Annotated in this window: 20 protein-coding genes and 1 pseudogene; 12 read left to right on the top strand and 9 right to left on the bottom strand. The window is 45.7% G+C overall.

Translation table 11 applies throughout. From position 1 onward, the window contains the following. Positions 1-82 precede the first annotated feature (82 nt). Genes R7E38_RS01580 through R7E38_RS01590 form a run of 3 tightly spaced genes read right to left on the bottom strand, consistent with a single transcriptional unit; the run spans position 83 to position 2,333 of the window. The gene (locus R7E38_RS01580; protein ID WP_005374501.1) at positions 83-550 is read right to left on the bottom strand and encodes a hypothetical protein; all 468 of its coding nucleotides are present in this window, start codon (positions 548-550) and stop codon (positions 83-85) included. Further along, positions 550-1,482 (bottom strand): ATP-binding cassette domain-containing protein, encoded by a 933-nt coding sequence (locus tag R7E38_RS01585; protein ID WP_017821873.1) that lies wholly within the window; start codon positions 1,480-1,482, stop codon positions 550-552. Before R7E38_RS01585 ends, R7E38_RS01580 begins: the two co-directional genes overlap by 1 nt. A gap of 2 nt (positions 1,483-1,484) precedes the next feature. Beyond that, positions 1,485-2,333, bottom strand: coding sequence for an ABC transporter ATP-binding protein (locus R7E38_RS01590; protein WP_005374497.1), 849 nt, complete (start codon positions 2,331-2,333; stop codon positions 1,485-1,487). Positions 2,334-2,694: 361 nt separating this feature from the next. On the opposite strand from R7E38_RS01590, the gene R7E38_RS01595 reads away from it, so the two are divergent. After that, positions 2,695-2,892: a PA3496 family putative envelope integrity protein gene (locus tag R7E38_RS01595; protein WP_005374493.1), complete on the top strand. Its 198-nt coding sequence runs from the start codon at positions 2,695-2,697 to the stop codon at positions 2,890-2,892. Positions 2,893-3,130: 238 nt separating this feature from the next. Then, entirely contained in the window at positions 3,131-4,192 is a 1,062-nt protein-coding gene (ribA, locus tag R7E38_RS01600; RefSeq protein WP_017635221.1) for a GTP cyclohydrolase II, read from the top strand. 68 nt (positions 4,193-4,260) lie between these two features. Here the strand turns inward: ribA and R7E38_RS01605 are convergent, their stop codons facing one another. Continuing rightward, complete coding sequence (locus R7E38_RS01605) at positions 4,261-5,016, bottom strand: substrate-binding periplasmic protein (protein WP_064354435.1); 756 nt, start codon at positions 5,014-5,016, stop codon at positions 4,261-4,263. A gap of 68 nt (positions 5,017-5,084) precedes the next feature. Here R7E38_RS01605 and R7E38_RS01610 point away from each other — a divergent pair, with 68 nt between their 5' ends. The 3 genes from R7E38_RS01610 (at position 5,085) to R7E38_RS01620 (ending at position 8,145) form a co-directional block, all read left to right on the top strand. Further along, positions 5,085-6,983 (top strand): hybrid sensor histidine kinase/response regulator, encoded by a 1,899-nt coding sequence (locus R7E38_RS01610; RefSeq protein ID WP_064354436.1) that lies wholly within the window; start codon positions 5,085-5,087, stop codon positions 6,981-6,983. A 100-nt stretch (positions 6,984-7,083) separates the two neighbouring features. Continuing rightward, positions 7,084-7,293 (top strand): DUF3283 family protein, encoded by a 210-nt coding sequence (locus tag R7E38_RS01615; RefSeq protein WP_005374484.1) that lies wholly within the window; start codon positions 7,084-7,086, stop codon positions 7,291-7,293. Between the two features lie 135 nt (positions 7,294-7,428). Next, a complete protein-coding gene (locus R7E38_RS01620; protein ID WP_005374482.1) occupies positions 7,429-8,145 on the top strand; it encodes a YebC/PmpR family DNA-binding transcriptional regulator in 717 nt (238 codons plus the stop codon). Between the two features lie 70 nt (positions 8,146-8,215). On the opposite strand, the gene rodA is transcribed toward R7E38_RS01620, so the two are convergent. Further along, complete coding sequence (gene rodA, locus R7E38_RS01625) at positions 8,216-9,298, bottom strand: rod shape-determining protein RodA (RefSeq protein ID WP_065275570.1); 1,083 nt, start codon at positions 9,296-9,298, stop codon at positions 8,216-8,218. 393 nt (positions 9,299-9,691) lie between these two features. Between rodA and R7E38_RS01630 the strand changes: the two genes are divergently transcribed. Genes R7E38_RS01630 through R7E38_RS01660 form a run of 7 tightly spaced genes read left to right on the top strand, consistent with a single transcriptional unit; the run spans position 9,692 to position 16,324 of the window. Further along, complete coding sequence (locus R7E38_RS01630) at positions 9,692-10,360, top strand: hypothetical protein (RefSeq protein ID WP_017189795.1); 669 nt, start codon at positions 9,692-9,694, stop codon at positions 10,358-10,360. A gap of 9 nt (positions 10,361-10,369) precedes the next feature. Beyond that, on the top strand, positions 10,370-11,068 hold the full coding sequence (locus R7E38_RS01635; RefSeq protein WP_213907518.1) for an ABC transporter ATP-binding protein: 699 nt from the start codon (positions 10,370-10,372) through the stop codon (positions 11,066-11,068). Further along, positions 11,056-12,324 carry an ABC transporter permease gene (locus tag R7E38_RS01640; RefSeq protein ID WP_206949185.1) on the top strand — a complete coding sequence of 423 codons (1,269 nt, stop codon included), beginning with the start codon at positions 11,056-11,058 and terminating at the stop codon, positions 12,322-12,324. The genes R7E38_RS01635 and R7E38_RS01640 overlap by 13 nt, the downstream gene beginning before the upstream one ends. Further along, positions 12,317-13,102: an outer membrane lipoprotein-sorting protein gene (locus R7E38_RS01645; protein WP_226082684.1), complete on the top strand. Its 786-nt coding sequence runs from the start codon at positions 12,317-12,319 to the stop codon at positions 13,100-13,102. Before R7E38_RS01640 ends, R7E38_RS01645 begins: the two co-directional genes overlap by 8 nt. Before the next feature lie 45 nt (positions 13,103-13,147). Continuing rightward, positions 13,148-14,494: a hypothetical protein gene (locus R7E38_RS01650; RefSeq protein ID WP_206949186.1), complete on the top strand. Its 1,347-nt coding sequence runs from the start codon at positions 13,148-13,150 to the stop codon at positions 14,492-14,494. Continuing rightward, the gene (locus R7E38_RS01655; RefSeq protein WP_226082683.1) at positions 14,495-15,517 is read left to right on the top strand and encodes a sensor histidine kinase; all 1,023 of its coding nucleotides are present in this window, start codon (positions 14,495-14,497) and stop codon (positions 15,515-15,517) included. Between the two features lie 15 nt (positions 15,518-15,532). Then, positions 15,533-16,324 (top strand): LytR/AlgR family response regulator transcription factor, encoded by a 792-nt coding sequence (locus tag R7E38_RS01660; RefSeq protein WP_041059366.1) that lies wholly within the window; start codon positions 15,533-15,535, stop codon positions 16,322-16,324. Positions 16,325-16,457: 133 nt separating this feature from the next. Here the strand turns inward: R7E38_RS01660 and R7E38_RS01665 are convergent, their stop codons facing one another. The 4 genes and pseudogenes from R7E38_RS01665 to R7E38_RS01680 form a co-directional block, all read right to left on the bottom strand. Continuing rightward, the gene (locus R7E38_RS01665; protein ID WP_170897403.1) at positions 16,458-16,952 is read right to left on the bottom strand and encodes a peptidylprolyl isomerase; all 495 of its coding nucleotides are present in this window, start codon (positions 16,950-16,952) and stop codon (positions 16,458-16,460) included. 122 nt (positions 16,953-17,074) lie between these two features. Further along, positions 17,075-18,736, bottom strand: a complete 1,662-nt coding sequence (locus R7E38_RS01670; RefSeq protein WP_226082682.1) for a methyl-accepting chemotaxis protein — start codon at positions 18,734-18,736, stop codon at positions 17,075-17,077. A 175-nt stretch (positions 18,737-18,911) separates the two neighbouring features. After that, a pseudogene (locus R7E38_RS01675) lies at positions 18,912-19,287 on the bottom strand (thiol-disulfide oxidoreductase DCC family protein). Positions 19,288-19,311: 24 nt separating this feature from the next. Continuing rightward, on the bottom strand, positions 19,312-20,106 hold the full coding sequence (locus R7E38_RS01680; protein ID WP_005383215.1) for a DUF4344 domain-containing metallopeptidase: 795 nt from the start codon (positions 20,104-20,106) through the stop codon (positions 19,312-19,314). Between the last annotated feature and the right edge of the window lie 673 nt (positions 20,107-20,779).

Consider the following 20,779-nt stretch of genomic DNA (forward strand, 5'->3'; position numbering starts at 1 on the left):
AGACTTCGCGAGTTTCTCCTCAGGAAACTCGCTTTTTTTTTGCCTAAAATTCCGCTAATTAAGCCTTGATCATTTTTCCGGACTAATGAGGTAAACCTTGATCATGCTTCTTGGGTTCATTCCAATGTAATGAACGCATCAACGCAACATGTGATTCGATTAAGCTATGGGCTTGTTCCTGCCACTTGTTTTGATCACACTGCTGATTACAAAACTCTAACGCCACAACGGTGAGGTGCTGAAGTCGTCTCAAACACCAATCTTTGATCAGAATATCAGTCGAGACTTGGCATGCTGCTTGTTCAAGCTTTGCACTCGTATAAAGCAAAGTTTGATATGCTTTCTGAGGGTCTTGGTACCTTGCATGTTGAAACACGCGTAAACATCCATCCAACCAGCAAGCAATCGCTTTACTTTGAAGATCACTCAATTCGGGTCCAAACACGTCATCAGGCACCTGATATAAGATCGTTTCCAATTTTTCTACTTGATCATGTTTCCGCTGTTCGTACCACATGGCGATTTGATCTTGCCAAGTACTCAAATCCATTACGCTGCCTCAGTCCATTGTTTTACATAGTGATTTGGCCCTATTTGATCAAATTCGTCGACAATTATGCTGCTACGTTGACGAATTTCATCGGCATCTATCGAATAGTTTGGCTCATTTTTCACTAAGTTACCAAAAGGTAAGTCAGGATCAGGAACGGCAGAAATCAACAGCTTAGTATAAGGATGCTGCGGATTCTTAAGTATTGAATGCGTGTCGCCCCATTCAACGATTTGCCCTTTGTACATTACTGCGGTTTCTTCCGCGATGTAGTGCGCAGTCGCCAGATCATGAGTGATGTATAAAAAACCAATTCCCAGCTCTTGCTTCATTCGTTGCATTAAATTCAACACTCCCAAGCGAATAGAAACATCCAGCATAGACGTAGGCTCATCCGCAAGAATGATTTGCGAACCTACCGCTAAAGCCCTTGCTAAGTTTACTCGCTGACGTTGCCCACCACTGAGTTCGTGAGGGAACTTATTCAATGTCTCTTCAGGTAGTTCCACCAGCTTTAGAAGCTCTTCCAAGCGGGCTGGGATGTCGCGCTCGTTTTTGACTTGTTTATGAATTTTCAAAGGACGTGTTAGGTGATGGCGAATGGTATGAGTTGGATTGAGAGAGCCAAACGGATCTTGAAACACCATTTGTACTTTACTGCGATATTCTTGTAGAGCCGATCGTGACGTGATCTCATTTATGTCAGTGCCATTGAAAAGGATCTCGCCTTCCGTTGCAGGATAGACTTTGGTTATTAAACGAGCGCAAGTACTCTTACCGCAGCCTGACTCTCCAACCAAAGCCAAGGTTTTTCCTGCGTACAGATCAAAAGTCACTCCTTGAAGCGCACGAAAGGTTTCCTCTTTCGCTAAACCACCGCCCACTTTGAATTCTTTAATCACATTTTTCATTTGGATGATAGGCTGGCTCATGGTTACGCTCCTTGTAACTCTGGTTGTTTGTGGACGTCATGGATGTTTGGGAAAGAAGCCCATAGCTTTTGCGTGTAGGGGTGTTGAGGATGATTGCGTATATCGTATGCTCGATTGACTTCGACGATTTCTCCGTGACGCATGATTGCAATTCGATCACATAGTTGGCTCATGAGTGCCAGGTCATGAGTGATAAAGAGGACTGAAAAACCGAACTCATCTCTAAGCTGATAAATTTGCTGTAAAATTTCTCTCTGTACCACTACATCTAATGCTGTTGTGGGTTCATCCATAATGATCAGTTTTGGATTTAGAGACAAAGCAATGGCTATCACCAAGCGCTGACGCATTCCTCCTGAAAATTGATGAGGATATTCTGCTAAGCGTTCTCGAGGAATATTGACCAAGTCCAACAACTTTTCTGCTCTATCTTTTGCTTGAGCGTTAGTGAGGCCTTGATGGTGTCGTAACACATCTGCAAATTGCTCTTGTATCGTTAAGACAGGGTTGAGTGAGTTCATCGCGCTCTGGAACACCATGGCGATTTCACTCCACCTTAGAGCGGTCAGTTCAGAGTCTGAGATACTAAGGATATCTTTGCCATCAAACCATATTTTACCGCCAGAAATGAACGCTGGCGGCTTATGAAGACGATTTATTGAGAATGCGATTGTGCTTTTACCACATCCAGATTCACCGGCAAGACCAAATACTTCGCCTTTGCCGATATCAAAGCTGACGGACTTTACCGCATTAAAATCACCATTATCAGTGATGTAATCGACGCACAAATCTCGGATCTGGATGACCGGGTCATTGTGGTATGCATGACTTAAGTTAATACCATCCATATAAACACCTTATCAATCTAAAAGATAATTATTATCATTATCAGGTGTGGCGGTTTTTAGAAAGTATCAAGCTATGAATCAGTGAAGTGACTCGAAAGTTAGGTGAAACAGGAAGTGGTGTAATGCGTCGTTGATAAAACTAAAGAAGAGCAGAATTGAGAGCTAGATCAGCACACTTTTCGTAGGGGGAATTACTCAAATTTAATCGTAAATTTGTCCCTTGGCAAAACTTAAATGATGAATCTATTAAGGAGTTAACGAAAGGGCGGGAGGGGTCACATTTCCCTACAGTTTTTCTTACCACCTTGTTCCGGTTTTGCTATAGATTACGCATCGAAAACATGGTGTGTTCGGAGGAAATATGTCCATTAATTCTATCGACCATGACGAGATGACCAACATCGCTCACAAATGGGAATTACCTGATGAGGAAACCGTTGTGAAGCCAGAGAAAACAGTGAAATCAGCAGAAGCCAGAAGACGCATTGAAGCGTTACGTGAGATCCGTGAAAGTGGGTTGACCATTGAAGAAGCAAGGGAGCTTGGCTTGATACACTGATCGCCTCAGGTTGGTTTAGCAACCCATAGGGTAGTCGACGGACTGCCCTTTTTATTTTTTCACTCTATTACTCTCTTATTCAAAACCTCCATTTATCTGTCTTGCGCCTCAAAAGCACGAGTTTCACACTCACGTCCCGTCCCGAAGAAGTTTGACAATCTGACCTTGTGTTACTAGATATATCAGTAGCGATATGCTTTTTGTTGATTATCGCAACCACAAAGCAAGGAGCGCAAGTATGGTTGATCAAATCCTTTTTTATGAGCCCGATGAGCCCCACGGTTTTCTCTCAAATTTTTGCCATGCCCCAGTCAATATCTCCTCCCAAACTTGGCCCACCAGCGAACATTATTACCAAGCCCAAAAGTTTCTCGATGCTCAGTTGCAAAGTAAAATTCAGCACGCAAGCACCCCTGATGAAGCGTTTGCTTTAAGCCGTAAATACGAACACTTTGTCAGAAGCGATTGGGACGATATAAAGTTGGCTGTTATGGCTTTCATCGTTAGGGAAAAGTTTCTACAAAATCCACCATTAGCGCAGCAATTAATGAGAACGGGTAACGCTTGCCTAACAGAGCATTCTCATAAAGATGCCTTTTGGGGAGACGGGGGAGATGGTAAAGGAGAAAATCATCTAGGAGAGATTCTGATGAATGTGCGGGCAGAGCTGAGACATGTTGAGCCTTACAATCTCGTGAAGTTTATCGATAAAGCCAAATTGCCCACCCAGTGGGGCACATTTATGATGTACGGCTTTATTGAAGCCGCGACAAATAAAGAGCATCTTGCTCTGGTCTATGGCGAGCCAACAAAAAGTGCAGCACCACTTATTCGGTTGCATTCGGAGTGTCTTACCGGAGATGCTCTATTTAGCACGCGTTGTGACTGTGGTTTTCAGCTTAATAGAGCGCTACAAAACATCGTCAAAGAGGGATGTGGCGTGCTGCTTTATTTACGTCAAGAAGGACGTGGAATCGGCTTGATTAATAAAATTCGTGCCTATCACTTACAAGATGATGGCGCAGATACCGTGGAAGCAAATGAACGTTTAGGTTTTGCCGCTGATATGCGTGATTACGCGTTCTGTAAAGGAATGCTAGAGCATTTGGGGATTGACGCTGTGCGTCTAATGACGAATAACCCACGCAAGCTCGCCGCCTTAAAAGCGGTTGATATTAACGTCATTGAACGAGTGCCATTACAAGAAGGGAATAACCCAAGTAATCAACATTACCTGCAAACCAAGGCGAGTAAATTGGGGCACATGTTTGATCCTAAGTTTGTTAACCACACTAAGTAAGTGCTACAGATTTTACAGAAACAAAAACGCCAACGTATCATCGTTGGCGTTTTTGTTAATGAGTTGATTCATTGATACTTTTGAATGATTTCATCAATTTCCCCTGAGGCTTTTAATTCAACGAGTCGTGTATTGATGTAATTTTGAGTTTCTGGTTGCATTTGAGGTGAAAAAGCCAGGTAGATTGAGTAGTCAGGAATAACCGAGCTGAAAGGCTGTATCTGAAAATTCTCTAACGGCAAATTGAGTCGCTTTAAGTTGTAAAGGACTCGGGATTCCATCTCGACAAAAGCTGTATCTCCAGGGGTTCGGCTTATCACTCGGTATGCGGCGTTGTAGTCTTTCACGCGCATTTCATTGACACTGCCATTTTCAAAGAACGGTGTTAAATTTGGATAATCAAACCCCAGCAGTAATACAATAGAACGACCATGCATCGTATCCATATTTTTGAATTCTAAAGGCTTCTCGCTACTCGACACCAGTACATGTTTTACAGTGTAAATGGGCTCCTCAGATAAATTTTCCGATTGCACCTTGCCCCAGTTCGGGCTGCCATAAGTTAACCAGTTTGGCTCAGCGCCTTCTTCCAATATGGAAATCATACGTTTAAATGGATAAGTATGATAATTCACTTGGTAATCCGACTCCGCGAAGATAGCGCTGACGATATCGGTCACAATTCCGGAGTGCATTTGTCCCTGTTGTTCAATTTGAAATGGTCGAGCTTGTTCAGCAATGACGTAATAGTTCACTTGATTTGCGGTCACATGAGAACTTACAACAATTAAGCTAACAGCCAATCTAAGTAGAAGTCTTTTCATCGTATCCTCGATTATTATTTGTGCGTAGCTATATTTAGAGTAGCGCAAGTTTATCGGAGCGGTTTCATATGGATGAAAAAGAGCGATCTCAACGTCGTTTTAGTATCGGCAACCAACTTATGTTGGCGGTATTAACGTTGAGTTTAATCTTTACGGTCATCATTTCTACAGTGAGCTTATATCGAGTTTTTCACGAAGATTTAGCCCATTTAGATGTTGAATTAAAGCAGGTTGAGTCTAGCTATTTATCGAGTTTTTCTGCGAGTTTGTGGGTAGAGGATAGGGAGCTGTTGCTGACACAAGCTCAAGGTGCAATGCGTATGCCCTCGGTGGACTACTTACGTATTGCTAGTGAAGACGAAGTTATCATTGAATTAGGTTCGGCGCTTTCTGAGGATGTTGTCGAGAGAAGCTGGCCGATGCAGTATCGGGTCGGCGATAAAACGTATGATCTCGCGATATTAACGGTTCAATCGGATCTTAGCGCGATATATGAAGATCTTTGGCAGCAGTTCTTTTTTCTACTTACGACAGAAGCGATCAAAATTCTTGTCCTCATCATTGGTGTTCTTTGGGTGGCGTTTCGCTTGTTGGTCAATCCGTTACAATTGCTGTCTGGTGCGGTGAGCGATTTTCGTGGCGGTACAGTGCCGAGTAAAGTGACTCTCCCTAAACGATGGTGCTTTGATGAAGTGAGTGTTTTGGCAGAGAAATACAACCGAAGTGTTGAGAAAGTGAAAGAGCACCAGACTGAGTTAGAGGCTGAACGCGATAGGGCAGAAGTCGCTAATCGTAAGAAAAGTGAGTTTCTTGCCACTATGAGTCATGAGATCCGCACACCGATGAATGGCATTATTGGTGTGTCGTCGTTGCTCAATGACACCGACCTCGATCCCCAGCAAAAAGAGTTTGTAGAGATCATTGACAGTTCTTCTCACTCACTAATGACGATCATCGACGACATTTTGGACTTCTCTAAAGTTGAAGCTGGCAAAGTAGAGCTGGAATACACGAGCTATGAGCTTCGCGAGCTACTTGACGATGTCATCAGTTTACATAGTGTCAAAGCCAAGCAGAAAAACTTACAGCTGCTCAGCGATATTGATCCCCACTTGCCAATGGAAGTGCAAGGTGATGCCACACGATTGAAACAAGTTCTGAACAATTTGTTGAGCAACGCGATTAAATTTACCGAGCGCGGCCATGTGAAGCTTCTTGTAGCGTTATCTCGACTTGATGGAGAGACCGCTCATATCCGGTTTCGAGTTGTGGATTCTGGTATTGGTATTGCGAAAGAGCACCAACAAGCAATCTTCGAACGCTTCCAACAAGCTGATGGTAGTACCACCAGAAAGTATGGTGGGACAGGGCTTGGTTTGGCGATAGCTGCACAGTTGGTTAACTTGATGGGAGGGGAAATACAACTAACAAGTGAGCTTGGGCTGGGAAGCTGTTTTGAATTTTCGATTCCTGTTGCTGTAATAAATGCGCAATCGACCTATACCGACCAACTTAATGTATTAGATTTCCGGAAAGCGGAAGACAACGAAGTCAGCCCTCAAGATAACGATAAACCTTGGGTATTGGTTGTTGAAGATACCATCGTCAATCAGAAGGTAGTTCGCATCATGTTAGAAAAACTGGGTGTGCGAGTGAGTGTCGCCAACCATGGCGAAGAAGCATTGCAGCTGTGTGATCAGCAGCCTTTCGATTTGATTTTTATGGACTGCCAAATGCCTGTGATGGATGGGTTTATTGCTACGGAGCGAATTCGAAAAATGGGAGAGTGGGGGAAACACGTTCCAATTATTGCGCTAAGTGCCAATGTCATTAAAGAGGATCAGCAACATTGCTTCGATGTTGGGATGAACGAGTTCGTGGCTAAACCCGTTACCAAGACTCGATTACAACAAATATTCGAACAGCATTTACCAAAAGCACTGAAAATCAGCGCTGTGCCTAAATAGTTAACTTGAAATCGATCAAGTTAAGTGCGTTTCTATTCTGTAATTGTAACTCTGTGTGATATAGTGCCCGGCTAGTATTTAAAGTACCTTGAGGCTGTGAATGTCGTTTAATCTATCCCTATTGCCGCCTGACGAAAAAAACAAAATCGAACTGGATAAGCAGGCGTCGTTTTTGGTTTGGAAGCTCAGAGAGGCCAAATCTGGTCCTGAAGCAATAGAAGAACAGTTGTCCAAGATTAACGATGCTGATGAAAAGGCGTTTTTTCAGCAATCGGTCGAAAAGTACAAACGAGTAATGGGTGTCGCTTAACGCGAACCGTGGCAATGGTTCAATCCAATGCGACGAATGAGGTAACCTCCCTATTCCTTTGCTAAGCGAAATTGAAAAGGTTTCGCTTTTTGCTAAAATCCTTCGCATTAAATTTGAATTTAGAGAGACATCCCGATGGGAAGAAGTTTTGAAGTGCGCAAAGCCTCTATGGCGAAAACTGCAGGCGCGAAAATTAAAGTTTATTCCAAATACGGTAAAGAAATTTACATGTGCGCGAAAAACGGTGGTGGTGATCCAGACATGAACTTGTCTTTGAAACACCTGATCGCAAAAGCGAAAAAAGACCAAGTTCCTGCGCACGTTATCGATAAAGCGATCGACAAAGCGAACGGTGGCGGTGGTGAAGACTACACTCCAGCGCGTTACGAAGGCTTCGGCCCTGGCGGTACTAGCGTTATCGTTGACTGTCTAACAGACAACGGCAACCGTACTTTCCAAGATGTACGCCAATGCTTTGTGAAAGTCGGTGCGAAAATTGGTGTTGAGGGCTCGGTTTCTCACATGTTCGATCACCAAGCGGTATTCCAGTTCAAAGGCGACGATGATGAAATCATCCTAGAAACGCTAATGATGGAAGACGTAGACGTTACTGACGTTGAGCTAGAAGACGGTGTTATCACTGTATTCGCACCTCACACAGAATTCTTCAAAACAAAAACTGCGCTTAACGGTGCATTTCCAGATCTAACGATCGATGTTGAAGAAATCACATTCGTTCCTCAAACTCATACGCCTGTATCGGGTGAAGATGCTGAGAAGTTCCAGAAATTCCTAGATCTTCTAGATGACTGTGATGATGTTCAGCAGGTTTACCACAACGCAGAGCTGTAATTAATTCGCTCATATCGTTGTAAAAAGGCTTCCTTAGGGAAGCCTTTTTTGCTTGCTTTCTCAAGCAGAGCTATGCGTTACGATATTTGGAATAACACAGCGACATGATTACACCAAAACAGATACCTTGAGTTAGCATCGCCGTGCCGCCATAGCTAAAGAAGGGAAGTGGGCTACCCATTACTGGCAACAAGCCGCTAACCATGCCCGTATTGATAAAAGCATACAGAAAAAAGCTCATCGCTAATGCGCCACTTACCAGCCGACTAAAAAAGTGGTCAGACTGACATGCAAGCAACATAACGCGTGCAGTGATAAACAAGTACAATGCGAGTAAGACTAAACTGCCAACAAAGCCCCATTCTTCTGCATAGGTCGAAAAAATAAAGTCCGTATGACTTTCTGGAATAAACCCAAGTGTTCCCTGCGTTGCATTCATCCAACCTTTGCCTTTCATACCGCCTGAGCCAATCGCAATCAAAGATTGGATGATTTGGTAGCCCGAACCCAGTGGATCGGACTCTGGGTGCAAGAACTGTGTTACACGGCTCTTTTGATAGGTTTCCATAACGAAGAACCATAAAATAGGTGCTAACGTTAAAATGCTCGCAATAAACCCGCAGATTATTTTCCAGCTCATGCCAGCCAAAAACAAAACGAACAATGCATAAATGATGGTAAAAACTGCACCGTCTAAATCCGGTTGTAGCGCGATTAACCCGGCAGGAATCATTGTAATAAGTAAGCAAAATGCAATTTTCCGACTGTCTGGTCGACCTCCTTCAATATGCAGCATCCAGGCGATCATGATTGGAATGGAAAGTTTGATTAGCTCAGACGGTTGAAAGCGGAAGAAGCCGATATCGAGCCAACGTTGAGAGCCATTGGTGCTATCACCAAATAAAGCGACAGCAAGTAGCAGAGCAACCGCAATAATGTAGAGATATGGAGCTGAGCGCTGATAGCTGGACGCTGGAATCGAGGACATGACCAAGATACAAACTAATGTCAGTCCGCAGCGCGCCAAATGTTTGAAGAGCATCGCCTCATTAAAGCTACTGGCACTCCAGAGAGTGAGCGAACTTAACAGCATGATCGGAATGATCGCCATTAGCAGTGGCAAATCAACTCTTGGGAAATAACGCTTATTCATTTTCAACGACCTAATAACGCACCTATTTTGAGTGCGAAAACAACTAAAACTCGAAGAGTTCAAACTATTCCGATGCTAAGAATCTCGATTTCGAAACAACAGACACCATGCAAAGGTGTGTAAGAAAGGAGAGTGCGACACTGTCTGTTATGGGTAGCTGTGGGATGGATAAATACACTAGCCTCAGATTTTAAGCCAGTGTTTTTATTGTGACTGCCGTAAAAATGTAGAGTTACGAATGAGCGGAATTGTATTTTCTGTTTAAGTGAATGTCATTCATCCTCTCTCAATACCATTCACTCTGCATAACTGCCATTGGTCGCATGCAAAAGCAGCGTGCGACCTTCTCCCTTAATCTGAAACCATCAAATCACGTTCAACTAAGGACAGTACATGATGGTTTCTCAATCTCGCTCAATCAAAGCTCTTAAACTGGCAAGTACGTTTATCGCCGCATTTGCACTTAGCAGCAATCTGGCTCTGGCTAACCCAAGCGAGCGCACACTCAGTCAATTCAACCAAGCGGCGCAGGGTGACTCTGGCTTAGTTGATACTGTTTATGGCGAACTATCCAAACAACTCGAAGAGCAGGGCGCAACGCCGGTGACCTTGGTTTACTTGGGCAGTGCTGAGACGTTGCAAGGTCGTGAGGCGTTTATGCCTTGGAACAAGATGAAGTTCACCGAGCGCGGTCTTGCGACAATCCAAAAAGGTTTGGATTTAATGGCGAATCAGCCAGTACCACTGCAAGAGCAACAACGCTTACAAGGTTTGCCGGAATACCAATTAGCCACCGCCATGGCAGCCACTACGTTTACCTCTCTACCTGATATGTTCAATCACTTTGAGCGTGGCTACGAGCTGTACCTTTCATTGCTCGATGAACCGAGTTTTAGCCAACAACCTTTCGCGGCTACTTCGTGGATTTATCGCTACGCCATTGAAGCAGCACTACGCGCTGAAGATGTCCAACAAGCCAAAACATGGTTAGCGCAAATGGAGCAATTGGGCGACAGCAATCTAGAAACGCAAACCGCGAAAGCGTTGCTAGCGAAATATTAGGGAGGCGTCATGATCGTTTTTAATCAACTTAGTCGCGATTACGCCCTTGGCAGCCAAACCGTGCGTGCATTGCGAGACGTGTCTGGTGAAGTATTTGCCGGCGAAATGGTGGCATTGTGTGGACCGTCGGGCTCAGGCAAAAGCACCTTACTTAATGTGCTTGGCATGCTGGATACTCAATACCAAGGTCAGGTGACATTTGCAGGCAGCCCATATCCAACCGGACAAATGCAAGCTGCGAAAATGCGCCGTGAAAAGCTTGGCTTTGTGTTCCAAAAATTCAATCTTGTCCCCGTGATGACAGCGTTAGAGAACGTGGCTTATCCGCTACACCTCAATGGTTTTTCAAAAGCAGAACAAACCGAGCTCGCCACACAAATGCTAGAACACGTTGGCTTGAGTGAGTTTATTCATCACATGCCCGATAACCTGTCTGGCGGCCAGCAGCAGCGTGTGGCAATTGCACGCGCCTTAGTGCACAAACCAGCATTGGTGATTGCTGATGAGCCAACCGCAAGTCTTGATAGCCAAACTGCCAATAAGGTCATCGACATTATGAAAGGGCTCGGACACGAGCTTGGCACCACTTTTATCGTCGCCACTCACGACCCTCGCATGGCATCCCGTTGTGACCGCACCATTGAGTTGGTGGACGGCAAGATTACCCAAACGCACGCAAGTGTGGAGGAGGTTTCATGGGCAAGCTAATTCCAGTTTCCGTTCGCCTTGCTTGGTTGAACCTGCAACGTAATCGCCGCCGCAGTTTGTTGTCGATGCTGATCATCGCCATTGCCGTGTTTGCGTTAACCAGTGCGGGTGGTTTTGGTCTTTACACCTACGACAGTTTGAAAGAATCGACAGCACGTGACACGGGGCATCTGACGTTAACCACACCGGGTTACTTCGCCAAAGAAGAAGAGATGCCGCTGAGTAATGGGTTAACTCATGCGGACGACATCACCAAGCAATTGATTGGGTTGAATGAAGTGCGAGGTGTGCAGCCTCGAGTTGAGTTCAGTGGTTTGATTTCCAACGGCAACAAGTCGTCGATCTTTATCGGCATTGGCGTGAACGAGCGCGAATTCGATATGAAAGGGCCGTTTTTGGATGTGCGCGAAGGGCAGACGCTGTCCAACATTCATGCATCGCGTTATGACCCAGCAGAGCCAGAAGTGATGCTTGGCATTGATTTAGCGAACAACCTAAGCGTGCACGTTGGTGATTGGATCACTTTGCTGGCGACCACAACCGACGGTGCGTTGAACGCGTATGACTTCAAAGTACGTGGCATCTATTCAACAGGCGTACCAGAGCTTGATAAACGCCAGCTGTACGTGCACATCAACAGCGCGCAATCGCTGCTCGGTTCAGACAAAGTCAGTGCGTTATCTGTCTTCCTGTTCGACACCAGTTTAACTAACCAAGTCGAGCAACAAGTGGCTTCGGTTCTGAGTAAGCAAAAGCAGAACTTTGGTGATCAAGATATTGAGATTACGCCTTGGCAAGAACGCGCGTTCTTCTATCTCAAAGTGAAAGATTTGTACGACCGTATCTTCGGCATCATGGGTGCAGTAATGGCACTGGTGGTATTTGTCGCGCTGTTTAACACCATGACCATGTCGGTAACGGAACGCACCCGTGAAATTGGCACCTTGTCAGCACTTGGTAGCTACCCTCGCGAAATTATTGCTGGGTTCTTGCGCGAAGCAGGGTTACTTGCCGTGATTGGCAGCTTAATCGGTGCTTTGTTTACGGCGCTAGTCACCGTCTTACTGATGGTCGTGGATGTGCAAATGCCGCCACCGCCAGGACGCACAGAAGGTTACCCATTAACGATTTACTTCTCTTGGGAGCTGGTGGCTATAGCTGGACTCGCAGTATTGATGATTTGTTTGGTTGCGGCATTTTTCTCGGCACGCAAAGGGGTGAACAAGCCAATTACGGAGGCTCTGATTTATGTTTAATTTCAAATCACTATTACCAATTGCATTGCTGACGGCAAGCGGCGTTGCAAGCATGAATGCCAGTGCGAATGAAACAGCGCTAGATGCACAGCAAGTCGCGCAATTGATTGAAAAAGCTGACAGCTACCGCTTGCAAGATGATTCCTCCAAAGTGGTGTCATTGGTGCGCTTATATCAAGACCAAGAACTAGATAAAACCCGCCTTTACCACGTGTACACGCGCCCAAATCGTGAATCGCTGGTGGTGTTCAAATCGGCAGTCGAAGCCGGGCAAAAGATGTTGATGATGGGCGACAACTATTGGCTACAAATGCCAAAGAGCCGCCGTCCGATTCGCATTACGCCAATGCAGAAGCTGCTTGGTGAAGCGTCTATCGGCGACATCTCAACCTTGACGTGGAGCCAAGATTATCAAGGTGAATGGAGAGCGACAGAAACTGTTTCGGTGAACGGAGAAAGTGTCGCGGCTTATCACCTTGCGTTAACCGCGAAAACCAAAGGGGCGAGCTATCAGAAGATCGACTTGTGGTTGTCTGAGCAAGATGCGTTTCCAATCAAAGCTGATCTTTACTTGCGCTCTGGCAAACTCGCCAAGCAAGCGCAATATGGGCGTGCAACTGACAACGGTGAAGACTACGTCAGTGAGATGACCTTGCTTGATAGCATTCAGCCGAGCAAAAAGACCGTTATCGAGTATCAAGAGATCGTGCCTTGGCTGCTGGACAACAAGTTCTACAACCCAAGCTATTTGCCGAAAGCCAATACGACTCAGCTTTAGCCTGAACTCCATAAATAGAACCATGAAAACGAGCAAGGAAGTCACATGAAATCGCACCAGCCTAACCTTAACAAAAGCACCAGTTTGTTGATTGCTGCGTCGTTGTGTGTGGGCGCAGCAGCCCCAGTTTTTGCCAATGATGAGCTGAGTTTTGAGTGGGATTGGGCTGTCAGTTACGAAACTGCCAAGCAGCGTGACAGCGCATTTATGCAGGCGCAGGGCAGTTCTCGTGATTCACTGAATGCACTGTTGGATGTGCAGGTGAATTATCAAAACTTCAGTGGCTTGTTTGCTCTGTACAGCCAAGGGTTGTACCTCAACCAACAAGGAGAGAGTGAGTGGTTGAGTGAAGCTGATAACCAACTACTGATTCGAGAGCTTGCTTGGCTAGGAGAGTGGCAAGTCGGTGACACTACACTTGATGTGAGTTTGGGTAAGTTGCGCGTGGATTGGGGCGTGGGTTATGGCTACCGACCTTTGGACCTGTTTAAGCCTTATCGACAAAACCCGGTTGGCTTAGTCGCAGAAGAGGGGGCGGGCGTGTTTTCACTTTCACACTATGATATGGACGGCGAATGGACCGTCATTGCGACCGATTCAAGCTGGGGGCAACAAGACCAAAGTGCACTTGATCAAGCCGCAGAGCAACAAGGTGTTGGTATTCGTCGTTATGCGCTGGTGGGAGACACCGAGTATCAACTTATTGGTTATTACGATGATGTGCGCCGAGGTTTACTCGGAGCCAGTGCCATTGCCGTGTGGGATGAATCCATCGCCATGCACGGTTCCATGCTGTGGCAAAAGCAAAGTGTCGGCTATCAGTTTCAGCAGGATGATCTTTACCAACCCGTTTCAGTTGAGGAGCAGGGAAGCGCATTCCAAGCTTTAGTTGGGGTGAACTGGGCAAACCAAGCTGGACACAACGTGATCGCTGAATATTGGTACGACAGTCGTGCATGGTCGAAAAGCGAATGGCAGCAAGCAATAGAGCGTGGCGAATTACTCTCTCAGCTCCCTGAACCTAACAACTCTCTGTTGGCTAGCAGCGCTCTACTTGCGACAAGCTACGCCCAAGGGTTTCAGCATGCCAATATCGTTCAGCATAACGTAATGCTGCACTGGAGTTGGGATGTGGAAGCATGGGCTGCATGGAACGGCAAAGGGGATATGGGCTGGCTAAGTGATGTAACCCCTACGTTGGATGTGATGTTGGCGCCACAAGATGGTGGTGTGATTGTCACGCAGTGGCTTAACTACCAATGGATTGATACTGGCGATCAAAGTGTAGAAGTGGAAGTTGCCGCACGCTTTTTAACCGGAGACGACCAATCTGCTTACGCACAAATCAATGATAAGCATATGATTGTATTTAACATCAAAGGGAAATTCTAAATGTGTTCAGCAAAATCAGTGGTGAAAAGTGGATGGTCGCGTAGCTTATTAGTGACCACGGCATTTTGTCTCTTTATCGCAGCAATGACGCTTTCTGTTTGGGGCGGCTCATTTTACGTTCATGTTATGGTGAGTTTTGGATTTGGCTATTCGGCTATCTTCTTCTCATGGCTTGTCGACCGCTTGTTTCCTACCATTCCTCGTTTAGCTGAAGTGGCTATCTCGCTGACGGCATGCTTATTGTTTGGTGTGGTGAACGCTCAGCTTTGGCTTGGGGAATACTTCGGTGTCTCAAGTATGCTGTCGGTTGGTCTCATGGGATTGTTATTCAGTGCCATGTGCTTTTTCTATTTCTACTCACGCGAGCAACATGCGATCGCTCAGCGAGAGTTGGAAGCCATCAAACGCGAGAAAGCAGAGCAAGATCGTGCGCTGTTGCTGAGTCAGCTTAAGCAGATGCAAAGCCAGATTGAACCGCATTTCTTATTCAATACTTTGGCGAATATCAGCGCGCTCATGTCGCAAGATGTTGATAAAGCCAAGCTGATGCTAGAACAGTTAACCGCACTGCTGCGAGCAACGCTAAAAAGCTCACGCGAAGAACACACCACCATAGACAATGAAACGGCGTTACTTGAGGCTTATTTAGGCATTCAGCAAACCCGTTTAGGTGACCGACTCAGCTACAAGATTGAGGTGGAAGAGGGACTAGGCAGAACCGAGTTACCGCCGATGATGCTCCAACCTTTAATCGAAAACGCCATCATCCATGGTATTGAACCGAAGCGAGAAGGTGGCGAAGTCAGCTTGCTCATTAAGCGCGAACAACAGAACTTGAAGATTGAAGTCAGAGACACGGGTGTTGGCTTGAATCACGTGAGTGGGCACATGGGCTCTGGCGTCGGTTTAAGTAATCTCAAGCAGCGAGTTGAAGCTTTGTTCGCAGGGCAAGGAGAGGTTTCTATCAGTGAGTCTGCTCAGGGTGGCGTTTGTGTTCGCTTGCGCTGGCCAATGGAATCGTAATCAAGGAAGAAAGGAATGAATACAGGGTTTACTGCCATTATTGCTGATGATGAACCGTTATTGAGGCGTCATCTTGATAAAAGCCTAGCTGAAGTGTGGCCAGAGCTAGAGGTGATAGCCAAAGTCGCCGATGGTGAACAAGCGTTGCAAGCCATTGAGCAAAGTCAACCTGATATTGCGTTTCTCGATATTCGTATGCCAGTTTTGGATGGCATGACATTAGCGCAAAAACTCAATCAACTCGCCAATCCACCTTTGATTGTGTTTGTCACCGCGTACGATGATTACGCCATCAAAGCCTTTGAACAAAATGCCGCCGATTATTTGCTCAAGCCTATCTCGGATGAGCGCCTCCTGACGACGTGTGAAAGAGTGAAAGCACGCCTTGCTAAGCGAGAGCAAGAAAGCAGTAATGTGCAGATGAGCAGCCTATTAGAGCAGTTGCAGCAATTATCCGCGCCACAAACGCCGCAATACCTTCAGTGGATTAAAGCGACGCAAGGGGAAGATATTCATCTGATCGCCACGTCTGATGTGTTGTATTTCAAAGCGGAAGAAAAATACGTTTCTGTGTATGCCCAACAAGGACAAGGCAAAGTGCAGGAGTATTTGATTCGTACATCGTTGAAAGAGTTGATAGGGCAGCTTAACCCAGAACAGTTCTGGCAAGTGCACCGTTCAAGCGTGGTGCAAGTGTGCAAAATTAGCAAAGTAAACAAAGACTTTGCTGGCAGAATGTTTGTTCACGTTGGAGAAACTAAGCTCGCTGTGAGCCGTGCATCTCAAAGTTTGTTCAAAGGGATGTAATCGCTAGAACTGCTCACTCTTTACACTGTAAACTCGCTGCTCATTTTTTCAGCAACAAAAAGCGCCTAGGTCATAAGATGTTAGGCGCTTTTGTCGTTTTATAGCGACGATTTCTCCGAAGAGATGAATGAGCTTATTCGCTGATCGTCACTTTCTCGATAATGATTGGATCGCAAGGCACATCATCGTGGCCAAGTTTAGAGGTCGTTTTCACTTTCGCGATGCGGTTTACGACATCCATACCCGCAGTCACTTTACCAAACACGGCGTAGCCCCAGCCTAGGTTGGTGGTTGCGGTGTGGTCTAGGAAATCATTGTCTTCCAAGTTAATGAAGAACTGTGCCGTTGCAGAGTGCGGAGCATCGGTACGCGCCATTGCGATAGTGCCAACAAGGTTCTTTAGACCACGGTTTGCTTCGTTCGCGATTGGTCCGCGCGTTTGCTTTTCTGCCATGTCTTCGGTATGACCGCCACCTTGAATCATAAAGCCGTCGATAACGCGGTGGAAAATGGTGTCGTTGTAGAAGCCATCTTCACAGTATTTTTTGAAGTTCTTTGAGCTAACTGGCGCTCGTTCTAGGTTCAGTTCAATCTCGATGTCACCGAAATTGGTGGTCATAATAATCATCTTGTTTTGCCCTTATGGGAGCTAAGTTGGCGGCATTATAGCTAAGTCGCATTATGATAGCAGAAATAAAAACAGCGACGTTTTGGCGTCGCTGTTTGCATGTTGAGTGTTTGAGGAAAGCTCTAGACCGTAAAGCGACCGACCAAGTCGTACAGTTCGTTGGCTTTGTGGTTAAGGTTGCCACTGCCTGCACGGTTTTGATTCGCAAGGCTTGCCGACTGACTGCTTTGTTGAGAGATCACTTCGATGCGTTGTGAAATCTCTTGCCCAACTTGGCTTTGCTCTTCGGTTGCCGTTGCGATCAAGGTGTTCATGTCCATGATGTTAGCAATTGCGGCTTGGATTTCTTGCAGTGCGGCAGAGGCTGCTCGTGCTTCTTCAACCGTTGCTTCACCGCGCGCTTGGCTTGAACCCATGGCTTTCACTGCTGCATCCGAGCCAGACTTCAATTGCTCAATCATTTGGTGAATTTCGCCTGTGCTGTCTTGAGTGCGACTCGCCAGTTTACGAACCTCATCGGCAACGACTGCGAAGCCGCGACCTTGTTCGCCTGCACGGGCTGCTTCAATGGCTGCGTTCAGTGCCAATAGGTTAGTTTGCTCGGCTATATCCTGAATCACTTCCAGAGAAGAAGAAATGTTTTTTACGTCGCTCTCTAAACGAGAAATCACCGTGCTGGCTTCCGACACCTCTAGCGCGAGTGCTTCGACAGAGTTCGCTGCTGAATCAACAATGTGTTTTGCTTGTTGTGAGTTTTCATCGGCGTCTCTGGCTGATTGCGCTGCTTGGTTAGCGTTGTTTGAAATCTCGTGCGCCGTTGCTGTCATCTCGGTCATTGCCGCAGCGACTTGTTCGGTCTCTTCACGTTGACCAGAAGCTAATTCATCCACTTGCGATGCACGCTGTGACATCTCGTTGGTCTCTGAAACCACTTCTTGTCCTACGTGGCTAACGCTCTTAATGATGCCTTGCAGGCTTTCAACGAAGATATTGAAGTTACGGCTAAGTTGGGTGAACTCCGGCACGCTCGATTCTTCCATGCGCGCGGTTAAATCTGCATCGCCTTGCGCGAAAGAGTGAATTGAAGCATCAAACTGCTCAATAGGCTTCATGATGCTGCGGTTAACAAACACGGCAAAGACTGCAACTATCGCTGTAATCGAGGCACAAAACAGGGCTATCGCAGTTAGTGTGGTGTTGAGATCTTCGTGTGCGGCTTTTTCCATGTCTGCCACAATGGCGTCGATATCGTCCGTGTAGAAACCCGTTCCCAACATCAAGTCCCATTCAGGAATAAAGACTGAGTAGCTCAGTTTCGGTAGTGCTTCACTCTGACCGAGTTTCGGGAAGTAATAAGTCGTGAACTCACCAGTTTTGGCATTTTTTAGCAAATCCTGAATCAGGTAATTGCCTTTCTTGTCCTGCAAGTTATAGAAGTTTTCCCCGATGCCTTTGGTGTTTTTACCCACCACGACGCGAACGCCTTTTGAATCATAACCAAAGATGTAGCCGGATTGACCAAACTCTAGTTGTTTCAAGATAGGCAGAGCCTCTTCCAGTGGGGCATTTTGTGCGAGTAGCGGCTCGACAGCGGAACGCGCCATTTGTACGTAACTTTTGAGTTCGGCTTTTTTCATCTCCATCATTCGACTTCGAGTTTGCTCAATCTCGTGCTCGTTGTAGGCCGTGGTTTGTACGTAGGTGAACCACATCATGCCTATTGCCATAGTTAGAATTGGAATTATTGAAAGGATATATAGTCGTTTTCTGATCGTCAGATTCATAGAGACGTCCTTCTCTCGGCGCAGCGTTACAAGTGACAAGCTGAATAAGCTTGCCTGATAAAAGTGTTAATACTTATTGTTGTAATGCTTAGAGATTAACCGAGTTACTCAATCAGAAGTACTGGAAATTTGTAAATCTAGACGAAGGTCGTAGCATTTTTAAGCGGGATCACAATTAACGTGAACACGACCCACTATTGCAACGAGAAGTCCCCGTTAACCAATATGAGACGCGATACCTATTCTTTGCGAATTTCAGGTAAAGCCAGTCAGCAACAGGTTTAACGAGGCGCCAACGCAGTGGAGCGTAGAGCCAACCGCGACCAACTAATTGCCACGCACGATGAGTCACGTCCAACCCAAGCAGAAGCTCCCCCTTTTCGTTGAGGGCGTGCAAAATGGTGTCGGCTTGTTCAGGATCGATCTGAGGATAATCTGCGAATGCATCACTATAGATATCGACGGTTTTGATTTGCTGCTTGGCATCGCGTTGTTTTAGCGCCTTCATCTCTTTGGCACAAAGCGGGCTAAAATATGGTGAGTTTTGTCATTGCGGTTTTCTTGTTTGAGATTTTCTAATCGCTTTTACGTGGCGAATTTTCTTTTGGTTCATTGTTTTGCAAGTAATGCAGCCAATTGTCGCGAATGTTGCCGTAATTGAATTGGCAGAACTCTTTGCGATCACGCAGGTAGTCTTTTTCTACTTCATCGAGTAAGGCTTTGTATTGCTCAGGATCACTACCGTACACCAGACATAACGTTGAAAAGTAACGCTGCAAATCAAAGCTGTGTTCGTCAATGTACTCGCCAAAATCGTAGTAGTCCGGTCTGTCGTCGGATTCGAATGCGAACATGTCGGCGGCGCTAATGGCCATATCTGCGCCATCTTCTAGGAAGTCAATCATTAAAATAGTGGCAAAATTATCGACCGCATCTTCTTCTTTTCCGAGAACAGGGATGCTTTGATCTTCGATGTAAGCATGTCCAGCTTCATGAAGTAAAGTGTGCAATAACGTATCTAGCGCCCCTGTTTTTGGGGATTTTCCGAAGCGTTCTTCATACTGATTATTGGAGAAGTAATTGAGCGACTCCAAATAAAAAGTGTAAGGAACGTATATTGTGTGTGTATCAGGGTCATACATTGGACCATCTTCTCCGCCGTAAACCAGCGTGAGAGCTTTATCAAATGGAAAGTAGGCCTGAGATAGCTCAGCAAAGATGGTGTTTACATCGCTGCTTTGAATCGATTGTTGGGCGATTTTTTCATGAGTTGTCTCTACGGGAGAATATTGAATACGAATGTTTTCAGCTGCTGTAGCTGATGAGACGACGCTGAGTAATAGCGCAGCGCAAAGCGAATGAATGTTCATGTGGGACTCTTGTTATTGAATAACTTGTATAAAAAATTATACATGTTTTTGCCTGATGCATAGTTGGGGTTGTACTCATTAGCCAAAGTCGGGACGTCGGTCTCGAAAAGCAATCATGATAACATCGCATATTTCGGCTGCTTGGTTGTCTAGGGCGTTTATCAAGACCTCTTGGATAAGAACGGCGGTGAAGTTATTAGCTATGCATCGTATTCTAAGAAGCTTACTGAGTAACTGTGCTTCGATCTTTATCTGTAAAAATGATAATAGGCAGTTAATCATTGCAAGGTTTAACCATGGGGTTGGTGAATGTCACTGAATTGAAGAAAATTATCAGCGATATGTTATAATCCTGCTCCGTTGTAACGAAAACGTTTGTTGCAGCCTGAGAGTTTCCTTGGATTCGGCTCGTTTATACACCATGAGCCAGAGTTGAAAAGCTACGACAGGAACAGGCAAACCCAATTGTTTTGAACGCGCTCTCGGCGTTTAGCGGTTACAACGGGAAGGAACTTTGTTTGATAGTAATTGACACATTCTGTTTAAGTAAGGGAGCCCGAAGTGGTTCAGAAAGTGTCACCCAGAATTTACTCACAACACGACACCCCAAGCGATAACGCACAGGTATTGCGAGGGGCCATTTGAAGGAGCTGATACAGCTCCTTTCACATTT

The sequence above is a fragment of the Vibrio sp. Vb2131 genome (genome assembly GCF_033338535.1).
In the GTDB taxonomy this organism is placed as follows: Bacteria; Pseudomonadota; Gammaproteobacteria; order Enterobacterales; family Vibrionaceae; genus Vibrio; species Vibrio alginolyticus.